Source organism: Candidatus Thioglobus sp. (assembly GCF_029243085.1).
In the GTDB taxonomy this organism is placed as follows: domain Bacteria; phylum Pseudomonadota; class Gammaproteobacteria; order PS1; family Pseudothioglobaceae; genus Thioglobus_A.
This window is the reverse complement of the sequence record NZ_JAQWSS010000113.1, coordinates 1-10631: the sequence shown is the minus strand read 5'-3', so window position 1 is coordinate 10631 and position 10631 is coordinate 1. Positions and strand designations below refer to the sequence as shown.

Annotated in this window: 10 protein-coding genes and 1 pseudogene; 3 read left to right on the top strand and 8 right to left on the bottom strand. The window is 37.8% G+C overall.

Translation table 11 applies throughout. The features are described 5' to 3' along the window. The 5 genes from panC to cgtA form a co-directional block, all read right to left on the bottom strand. A partial coding sequence (gene panC / locus P8M52_RS06345) for a pantoate--beta-alanine ligase (protein WP_300308959.1) occupies window positions 1-664 on the bottom strand: 664 nt, incomplete at its 3' end. Between the two features lie 54 nt (window positions 665-718). After that, on the bottom strand, window positions 719-1501 hold the full coding sequence (gene panB / locus P8M52_RS06340; protein ID WP_300308956.1) for a 3-methyl-2-oxobutanoate hydroxymethyltransferase: 783 nt from the start codon (window positions 1499-1501) through the stop codon (window positions 719-721). Then, entirely contained in the window at window positions 1498-1971 is a 474-nt protein-coding gene (folK, locus tag P8M52_RS06335; RefSeq protein WP_300308953.1) for a 2-amino-4-hydroxy-6-hydroxymethyldihydropteridine diphosphokinase, read from the bottom strand. The genes panB and folK overlap by 4 nt, the downstream gene beginning before the upstream one ends. Continuing rightward, window positions 1965-2735, bottom strand: coding sequence for a glutamate 5-kinase (proB, locus tag P8M52_RS06330; RefSeq protein WP_300308950.1), 771 nt, complete (start codon window positions 2733-2735; stop codon window positions 1965-1967). Before proB ends, folK begins: the two co-directional genes overlap by 7 nt. Further along, window positions 2728-3738, bottom strand: a complete 1011-nt coding sequence (gene cgtA / locus P8M52_RS06325; protein ID WP_300308947.1) for an Obg family GTPase CgtA — start codon at window positions 3736-3738, stop codon at window positions 2728-2730. The genes proB and cgtA overlap by 8 nt, the downstream gene beginning before the upstream one ends. A gap of 19 nt (window positions 3739-3757) precedes the next feature. On the opposite strand from cgtA, the gene waaA reads away from it, so the two are divergent. Beyond that, window positions 3758-5050: a lipid IV(A) 3-deoxy-D-manno-octulosonic acid transferase gene (gene waaA, locus P8M52_RS06320; RefSeq protein ID WP_300308945.1), complete on the top strand. Its 1293-nt coding sequence runs from the start codon at window positions 3758-3760 to the stop codon at window positions 5048-5050. Here the strand turns inward: waaA and P8M52_RS06315 are convergent. Continuing rightward, complete coding sequence (locus P8M52_RS06315; protein ID WP_300308944.1) at window positions 5044-5934, bottom strand: dienelactone hydrolase family protein; 891 nt, start codon at window positions 5932-5934, stop codon at window positions 5044-5046. The genes waaA and P8M52_RS06315 overlap by 7 nt on opposite strands. Window positions 5935-6248: 314 nt before the next feature. Then, window positions 6249-8117, bottom strand: a complete 1869-nt coding sequence (gene thiC, locus P8M52_RS06310) for a phosphomethylpyrimidine synthase ThiC (RefSeq protein ID WP_300308943.1) — start codon at window positions 8115-8117, stop codon at window positions 6249-6251. Window positions 8118-8156: 39 nt separating this feature from the next. Between thiC and hemB the strand changes: the two genes are divergently transcribed. Both hemB and P8M52_RS06300 read left to right on the top strand, forming a co-directional pair. After that, window positions 8157-9143, top strand: coding sequence for a porphobilinogen synthase (gene hemB / locus P8M52_RS06305; protein ID WP_300308939.1), 987 nt, complete (start codon window positions 8157-8159; stop codon window positions 9141-9143). A gap of 88 nt (window positions 9144-9231) precedes the next feature. Beyond that, entirely contained in the window at window positions 9232-9966 is a 735-nt protein-coding gene (locus tag P8M52_RS06300; protein ID WP_300308936.1) for a hypothetical protein, read from the top strand. On the opposite strand, the pseudogene P8M52_RS06295 reads toward P8M52_RS06300, so the two are convergent. Continuing rightward, window positions 9959-10631, bottom strand: a pseudogene (locus tag P8M52_RS06295) (AMP-binding protein); the annotation flags it as partial. The gene P8M52_RS06300 and the pseudogene P8M52_RS06295 sit on opposite strands and share 8 nt — an antisense overlap.

Here is a 10631-nt window from a genome sequence, read left to right as displayed (position 1 = left end):
ATATCTCAACTGAGATATTATTCAAATAATCTTGTTTGACTGTTAATAATACTTGATACAAACGAGGGGCTATTTTTCTTTCACTATTCGATAAATATTGATTCCGTGTACTCATGGCTAAGCCATCTTTTTGTCTGATCGTCGATTGCGAGAGTATCTTAATCATCGGAAAGAATTGATCAGCCATCTGTGTAATAATCTGCAATTGTTGGAAATCTTTTTGCCCAAATATAGCTATGTCAGGCTTTACAATTTCAAACAAACGATGCACTACTTGCGCCACCCCTTGAAAATGACCTGAACGAGAGGCGCCACACAAGATTTCACCTATTTCACCTACTTGAATATCACTATCTAGCCCTTGAGGATAAATCTGATCAATACTTGGAGTAAACAAACCATCAACCTGATGTTGCTTTAATTGCCAAACATCTTCTTTAAGTGTATTGGGATATTGATCAAAATCTTCATTTTCACCAAACTGTGTTGGGTTTACAAATACACTCGCTATTACTTTATCTGCATTTTGTTGAGCAAGTGTAACTAGAGATAAATGCCCCGCATGTAAACCACCCATGGTTGGCACAAAAGCAATCTTATCACCCTTGTTTTGCCAATCCTTAAGTGTGACTTGTAACTCTGTAATCGTATTAAAAATTTGCATCACTTTTATTTTACACGCACTATAAAACACCTTATTACAGTAAATGTATACAATTTAATAACTATGTTGATCCGTTGGAAATTCTTGGATTTTTATGGCACTAATAAACGCAGTAATAGCACCTTTAATATCGCCATTATCCTTCAAGAAATTTTTAACAAATTTTGGCATATATCCTGTGTTAATACCTAGCATATCATAGCTCACTAACACTTGTCCATCGCAATCTACACCTGCACCAATACCAATAGTTGGAATACTTAACATTTGCGAGATCTGTTTGGCTAACGATGCAGGTACGCATTCAAGCACCAAAACCTGTACACCCCAGGCTTCTAGAGCTAGCGCATCATCGATAATTCGTTTAGCACCCACTTCATCCTTTCCTTGTATTTTATAGCCACCCATCTCAATCACCGATTGTGGCTGCAAACCCAAATGCCCACAGACTGGAATATTATTGACTTGCAAAATTTCAAAAGAGTTCTTGTGCTCACGTCCACCTTCAAACTTCACCATTTGTGCGCCAGCATTAATCAAACGCTGAGCATTTACCAATGTTTGTTCAGCATTGGTGTAGCTTTGATACGGCATGTCTGCAATCAGTAGCGAGTCTTGAATACCTTTTGCTACCGATTGAGTATGATAAATCATATCTTCCATGGTAACGCTAAGCGTGTTTTCACCACCTTGAATGACATTTCCTAACGAATCTCCTACTAGAATCGTATCAACACCGCATTCATCAAAGAGCTGAGCAAAAGAGGCATCATAAGCTGTTAAGCAAGTGATTTTTTCACCTGTTTGCTTGAAAATTTTGAGTTCGGATAAAGTCATAGCTTGGTTAATTCAAATTCACCCAATTCTAGGATTAAATCCTGAATAGGGCCCAATACAGGTACTTTTAAATCATCTTCAAGCTCTGCCAAAGGCACTAGTACAAAGGCTCTATTCATCATTTCTGGATGAGGAATGATTAATTTCTTAGAGACTAACACCTGTACGCCATATAAAATAATATCCAAATCAATGGTTCTAGCGCCCCATTTTTTTTCACGTACACGATGCTGTTTGGTTTCAATCTCTTGACAAACATATAACAATTCTAAAGCGGTTAAGTGTGTTTTTACCTCACACACAGCGTTAATATAGTCAGGCTGCTTTGAACCGTCTACTGGTGGAGATTGATACAAACTAGAAAGATTAACAACTTCTACATCTTTAGTATTGTGCAAAGCCATTATCGCTGTTTTAATTTGTTGTTTAGGGTTGTTAAGATTTGACCCAAGTCCAATATATGCTAACAATGTATTAAGGTACCTACATGCTCTCCAGCGCTAAGTTTGGTTAAAACATCTTCTTGCCTACCTGAAGCAATAATCGTAAAAGTATTTGTTTTGGCGGCAGTTTGTGCAGCTAATACTTTAGTGTACATACCACCCGAACCTAAAGATCCGCCTGTTCGACCAGCAACCTTTTCAAGCTTCTCATCATCAACATGAATACTATCAATTAAACTAGCATTAGATACTTTTCTAGGATCGGCGTCATACACACCACCTTGATCAGTCAAAATAACAAGCTTTGTTGCGCTCACTAAGTTCGCAACCAATGCGGCTAACGTGTCATTATCACCAAATTTAATTTCTTCTGTGGCAACTGTATCATTTTCATTCACAATCGGCACTGTACCAAGCTCAAGTAAGGCATTCAATGTGGCTGAAATATTATCACTCTGCTGATTATCGGCTAAATTATCGTGGGTCAATAACACTTGGGCGGTATGAATACTATGAGCTGCAAATAAAGATTCATAAGTTTGCACAAGCCCCATTTGACCCACAGCTGCGGCAGCTTGTAATTGATGAATATTTTCGGGGCGTATATTCCAACCCAAGCGCTTCATACCTTCCGCAATAGCACCACTAGACACCAAAATCACTTCAATATTTTGATTTTTTAATTGCACAATTTGCTCAACCCATGAGTTTATCGCCTCAGTATCTAAACCTTCGCCATCATTGGTCAGTAACGCTGATCCAATTTTAACTACCCATTTATGCTTACTCATTATTACCCTTAACCAGGTAAAACAAACCCTCTACCAAGTCTTTGCAACCTAAGCCATTTAACGCAGAGATATTGTAAAACTCACCTTGATAATTAATTACTTTTAGTAACTTGGTCACAATTTCAACGCGATCCTCTTCGGGCAATAAATCCATTTTATTGACGGCTAGCATTCTTGGTTTATCAGCCAAGTCTGGATCGTATTTTCTTAATTCATTTTCAATGGTTAAGAAATTTGCTGCAGGGTCAGATCCATCTGCAGGCAAAATATCAACCACATGTAATAGTGCTTTAGCACGAGACAAATGCTTTAAAAATTCAAAACCTAAGCCTACACCTTCACTTGCATCTTCAATCAATCCTGGAATATCGGCCATGACAATATGTTCGTCATAATATGACACCACACCAAGCGAAGGGTGTAGTGTGGTAAATGGATAATCTGCCACTTTTGGACGTGCACTAGAAATTTGGCGAATCAAACTGGATTTACCTGCGTTAGGCATACCTAGAAGACCAATATCAGCCATCACACTCATCTCTAAGCCAATTTCACGCACCTCTCCTGGAGAGCCAGGTGTGGTTTTTCTTGGAGCGCGGTTAATACTTGATTTAAAACGTGTGTTTCCTAAGCCATGAAAACCACCTTTAGCCACCAACATAATTTGATCGTGTTCAATCATTTCCCCAATCAATTCATCAGTTTCTAGATCATATACTTTGGTTCCCAATGGAATTTCAACGGTTAAGTGATCAGCAGATTTTCCGCGTTTATTTTGACCAGAGCCAGGTTGTCCGTTTTTAGCTCTAAAAAGTCGATTAAAACGAAACTCACTCAGCGTATTTAAACCTTCTTGGCCACGAAAATAAATATGCCCGCCATCACCACCATCACCACCATCAGGGCCACCATCAGGAATATATTTTTCTCGACGAAAACCCAGACAACCAGCACCACCTTTACCAGCTTCAATACGAATACTGGCAGAATCAACAAACTTCATAAAAAACCGCTAAAATACAATGAAGCTATTATACCACCGACAAATGAATCGAACCCTATACAGCCTAGTTGGATATTTACTATTACCCATTTTAGTTATCCGCCTCTTAGTTAAATCCATTAAAGCCTCAAAGTATCGTCAAAGAATCTCTGAACGACTAGGCTTTATTGATGAAATACCTGTGCCTATTATCTGGATCCATTGCGTCTCAGTTGGTGAATTTAGAGCTGCAATCCCTCTCATTGATATGCTCATTAAACAATACCCAGACCATCGAATATTAGTTACTACTACAACACCAACGGGTTCAGATGCACTTAAACAACATTACAGTAAAGAAGTATTAAATTTGTATTTTCCATTTGACTTAAGTTTTATTGTTAACCGTTACCTTAGTAAAATAAAACCAGATATCTGCATTTTGATGGAGACTGAAATATGGCCTAATTTAATCCATGGATTAAAACAAAATCACATACCAAGCATTTTAATCAATGCCAGAATGTCGGAACGCTCACTTAAAAAATATCAAAAATTTGCTTCTAATTTGGTTAATGAAACGCTTAACAACTTAAGTCTTATTGCAACACAAAACCAAAATTCAGCCAATCGGTTTATTCGCCTTGGTACGCCAAAGGATAGGGTGATTAATGCAGGTAATATAAAATTTGACTTAAACCCCCAAGCGAACACATTAACCATCAACGCTCTTAAGAAAATTACAAAAAATAGAGCTGTGGTCACCTTTGCAAGTACCCATGAAGGCGAAGAACTTCAGATTATCAATAGCTTGCTAAAATACCAGGATAAAGTTAATGCACTTTTAGTTATTGTTCCACGACACCCAGAGCGTTTTAATGAAGTGGAAAAGCTAGTAAAGGACTCTAATCTAACGATTTCTCGTCGATCAACATTAAAGTCAGCTACAAACACCCATTTTTTATTAGGTGACTCTATGGGTGAAATGATGAGTTATTTTGCGATTAGTGATATCGTGTTTATGGGCGGTAGTTTAAATGATACGGGTGGTCACAATATGCTTGAACCAGCAGCACTCTCAAAGCCTATTATATTTGGACCAACCGTGTTTAATTTTGCAGAAATTTCTTCTGAACTACTCAAAAAACAAGGTGCCATTCAGGTGCAAAATTCTGATCAGCTAATTACTGAAATCATTCAACTATTAGCTGATCAAAAAAAATCTGATGAGCTTGGAAAAAACGCCAATCAATACTTTAAATCAAAACAAGGTGCTGTTAACCAATTAAGCGCACAAATTAACCTATTGTTAAATCAAAAAAATAATTATTGATTTAGATTTTTTCTAACAAAAGCGGCAGTTCTCTGATCTGCATCTTTGGTTGCTAAATCATCAGCAAAAGTTCTTACGTGTACTGGCCTAAAGTCAAAACCACGACCAACACCTGGATAAACAATCAGCTCAGCATCAACACCTCTACCTTTCAATTCCTCCATGCCAGCCATAATTGGGCGAATTCTCTGGTATTGATCATACTCACCCACAAAAACTAAAGATGGCACATTAAGTTCATTAAGTTCAGGAGCATATTGATAAATCTGTTTTACTTCAGAAGCGTTAGGATCTTGCCAATGCGGATAATAAGCAACATAACAGGCCACTTTCTTATCTTGCTGATTATGTGCTACCAAAGCTTTAAGTGTCATATAACCACCACGTGTGTGCGATACTGTACAAATTTTATCGCCTTTAATATCGTCTCGCTGTAATAAAGCATCGATACCTTTGGCTACGTGCTGATCGTAAATATAATCATGTTCAATTGGAAATGGGGATTTCATGTAAGTGCCAAACATATTGGGCGCCAACACAATAAAGCCGCGCGCTGCTAAACGTTTAACTCTTGGCAAGGTCCAACTATCAAGCCCTCTACGGCCATGCTGAAACAAGATAGCTGGATACTTTCCAGTCTTAGTAGGCTTGAATAAAAATGCCTCTACCTCGACGTCGCCATCCATATAAGTTACTTCTTCCATAGAAACTGCATAATTCTGAGGCGTAGGAAGCTGACCTTCTTTCCACCAGGTGTCATCCCACCAACGCTTATCTTGATCTTGTGGATAATTAACCTCTACCCAAGGCATTGAAGGGTGTACACCTGCTATTGAAAAAGTTGATAACAACAGCGCTATAAAAAAAGAAGAAATGCGTTTCATAAAAATATAATAAATTAATAAATAGTTATAATTATAACTACAGTTCTACAAAATTTCTTTAAGGAAAATACCAAATGGGTTGTTGCAATACTAAAATCGATGAGAAATTACTGTGTTATTGTTTCAATATCACAGAAAATTCCTACTTAAAGGCGCTTAAATTAGAACAAGGATCTGTTTTAAAAGATTTTGTTGTATTTCAAACTAAACACAATTATTGCAATTGTGAGAACTTAAACCCTTCCAAACAATGCTGCTTGAAAGCGTTTAAAATTTTAGAAAAGGAAAAAATGAAAGAATCTAAAAATGCTTAATTAAGCATTCTCCTTCATATAAATTTCACTGTCATTCTCTAAAAACTCAACTGATTTTTGATCCATCTCCACTTGAATGGCGTTAATCTTGGCGATCTCTTCAGCATCCATGGTTTTGATTTCTTGAGTGATCTTCATTGAACAGAACTTAGGGCCACACATTGAGCAGAAATGAGATGTTTTTGCTGCTTGTTTAGGCATGGTTTCATCATGATATTTACGAGCTGTATCTGGATCCAAACCAAGATTAAATTGATCTTCCCATCTAAATTCAAAGCGCGCCTTAGATAAAGCGTTGTCACGAATCTGAGCACCTGGATGACCTTTGGCAAGGTCCGCCGCATGAGCGGCAATCTTATAAGCAATAATACCTTCCTTGACATCATCTTGATTTGGCAAGCCTAAATGCTCTTTAGGAGTAACGTAACAAAGCATGGCGCAACCATACCAACCAATTTGCGCAGCACCAATAGCTGAAGTAATATGATCATAACCTGGAGCGATATCAGTGGTTAAAGGGCCTAAGGTATAAAATGGCGCCTCGCCACATTCCTCAAGCTGTTTATCCATGTTTTCTTTAATCATCTGCATTGGCACATGACCAGGGCCCTCAATAAAAGTTTGTACGTCATGCTTCCATGCAATTTTAGTCAGCTCACCTAAAGTTTCTAGCTCGCCAAATTGTGCCGCATCATTCGCATCTGCAATACAACCTGGGCGTAGTCCATCACCGAGTGAAAAAGTAATATCATACTTCTTCATAATTTCACAAATTTCTTCAAAGTGTGTATAAATAAAACTCTCTGTATGATGTGCTAAACACCACTTAGCCATGATAGATCCGCCACGAGAAACAATGCCCGTAATACGGTCAATGGTTAGTGGTACATGCTGCAAACGCACACCTGCATGAATTGTAAAATAGTCAACACCCTGCTCAGCTTGCTCAATCAATGTATCCCTAAACACTTCCCAATTTAAATCTTCAGCAACACCATTGACTTTTTCTAATGCTTGATAAATTGGCACAGTGCCAATGGGTACTGGCGAGTTACGAATAATCCATTCACGAGTTTCATGAATATTTTTACCTGTAGAAAGATCCATAATCGTATCAGCACCCCAACGGATACCCCATACCATTTTATCTACTTCTTCTTCAATGCTTGATCCCAATGCTGAATTACCAATGTTGCCATTGATTTTAACCATAAAATTACGACCAATAATCATTGGTTCAGTTTCTGGATGGTTAATATTTGCAGGAATGACGGCGCGACCTCGTGCCACTTCACTACGAACAAATTCTGGTGTAATTACATCGGGAATGTTAGCACCAAAACTCTCGCCTTTTTGCTGACCAATTTGATCCTTATATTCCTGCCATTTACAATTCTCACGAATAGCAATATACTCCATCTCTGGTGTAATAATACCTTGCTTAGCATAATACATTTGTGTGACATTTTTACCGTCTTTAGCACACTTTGGCGTTTTTAAAAATTCAAAACGCAAGTCGTCAAGTTCGGTATTGTCAAGGCGTTCATTTGAGAATGTTGAGCTCATACCTTCAAGCGTTTCGGTATCGCCTCGTTCATCAATCCAAGTTTCACGAATATTGTCTAGGCCTTTGCGAAGATCAATCTGAACACTTGGATCGGTGTAGACACCTGAAGTATCATACACATGAATAGGATCATTTTTTTCTGCTAATTCTCCAATAGTGTCAGTTAATGTAATTTCACGCATTGGCACCTGAATATCGGGGCGTGACCCCTCAACATAGATCTTGCTAGAATTAGGAAAAGGTTGAATAAACGCCTCTTTGACGCTTGACATGCTTGTTAAGGTTTCGCTTGATTGGCTCATTGTTGTATAATCGATGAAATTATTAGAATTTAAATTAAGATGACAATTTTAACCCATAGACCACGTCGTATGAGAAAACACGCATATACCCGTGAATTAATGCGTGAAAACACCCTGACAACTGATGATTTAATTTTCCCTATCTTTATCATTGAAGGAGAAAATAAACGTGAAAGTATTGAATCTATGCCTGATATAGAGCGTCTAAGCGTTGATCAACTATTAGTAGAAGCACAAGAGTTAGTTGATTTAGGTATTCGTGCAGTTGCCTTATTTCCCGTGGTTCCAGAACAGAAAAAATCATTAAATGCTGAAGAGGCGTTTAATAGTGACGGCTTGGCACAACGTGCTGTACGCGCATTAAAGGGCAAATTTTCTGAATTAGCTGTAATCACTGATGTAGCACTTGATCCATTTACCACACATGGCCAAGACGGGCTAATTGATGAATCTGGCTATGTGCTAAATGATGAGACCATCGAAGTATTAGTTAAACAAGCCTTATCTCATGCTCAAGCAGGTAGTGATATTGTCGCCCCTTCAGACATGATGGATGGACGAATTGGCGCCATCCGCGAGGCTTTAGAGGAAAACGGATATATTTATACCAATATTTTGGCCTATTCAGCCAAATATGCCTCTAGTTATTACGGACCTTTTAGAGATGCTGTTGGCTCTGCGAGTAATCTAGGCGCTTCAAGTAAAGAAACTTATCAGATGGATCCTGCCAATTCTGATGAAGCAATTCGAGAAGTAGGTTTAGATATTGATGAAGGTGCTGATATGGTAATGATTAAACCAGGTTTACCTTATTTGGATATCGTTTATCGTATTAAGCAAACTTTTGGTATGCCAACCTTTGCCTATCATGTGAGTGGTGAATATGCACAAATTAAAGCGGCTAGTCAAAATGGTTGGATTGATGAGAAAAAGGTTGCACTAGAAACACTACTTTCTTTCAAACGTGCTGGTAGTGATGCAATTCTAACTTATTATGCCAAACAAGCAGCCAAATGGTTACGTTAATTATTATATAATAATATACTAATATAGATCAATAAATACTGTATAATATTCATCCTATATTAATCATTATTTATTTTTAGGGTCACTCATGGAAAACAAATCATTATTTAGTGCAATTGTGCTTGCATTCGCCTTAATTTCTGGCTATTTTTTCTATACAGATAAAATGACCGAGCTTGAATTAGAACTTCAAGCAACCACGCAGGAATACAATAATAAACTTTCAGCACTACAAGCAACACCAGTTCTTGAAAAAATAGATAATTCATCTACTTTAGAAGCGTTAAATAATCAACTAATCAAGGCCCAATCAGCACTTAAGATTTCACAAGAAAAACTATCGTTAGCAACAAGTGAAACTAGTGTTTTAGGTGATGAAATGTCACAAATGAGCGATGCTAGAGGAAAAGTGAAAACTCTCCAGGGAGAGTTACAGTCTACACAGCAAAAATTAAACTTATCTGCTGATAAACTAAGCTACTTAGAAAGTATTTTTACTACTCAAAACACTCAAAGAGTTGCTAAAAACATCACAAGAATTGAAGTACTTAAAGAAACTTCGAGTGGTATTGCTGTTACTGGATTAATTGTACCTGCTATTGGTGTTGCAACCCTAGTTTCGTACACCACAGAGGAAATTAATAACTATTGTGATAATATCAAAAATACAATAGAGTTGGAAAACAAAGTATTTAATAAAGTTGTATCTTTGGATGGTCAAATGCAACAAAAATATCACAATCAATGTGAAGTGAGCCTTAAAGACAAGCTGAAAAAAAGTTTAAAGAAACTTAAAATTGACCAACCTAAACAATCTAACTAATTCGATTAGCGATTAGATCGTTAACTACTTCTGGTTCAGCTAGGGTAGAAGTATCACCCAAATTGTCATAATCATTCTCAGCAATCTTTCTAAGGATTCTTCGCATAATTTTTCCACTTCGGGTTTTGGGCAATCCAGGTGCAAACTGAATTTTATCAACGGTTGCGATTGGGCCGATTTCTTCTCGAACCAACTTCACTAACTCAGATTTAAGTTCGTTAGTAGACTCGACACCACTCATAATCGATACATAAGCGTAGATCCCTTGTCCCTTGATATCATGTGGATAGCCAACTACGGCTGCCTCTGAGACATTTTCGTGAAGCACTAAGGCAGATTCGATTTCAGCCGTACCTAAACGGTGTCCTGAAATATTTAAAACATCATCCACCCTACCCGTGATCCAATAATAACCATCTTTATCGCGCTTTACGCCGTCACCGGCAAAGTACTTTCCTGGGAAGGTTGAAAAATACGCCTCCATAAAGCGCTCATGATTATTATAAAGCGTTCGCATTTGGCCCGGCCAAGATCTTGCCAGTACTAAAATACCTTCCGCTTCACCTTCAAGAATATCTCCTTTTTCATTAACCACTTGCGGCTCAATACCAAAGAAAGGCTTGCTTGCTGATCCCGGCTTTAGTGCGGTTGCATAAGGCAATGGT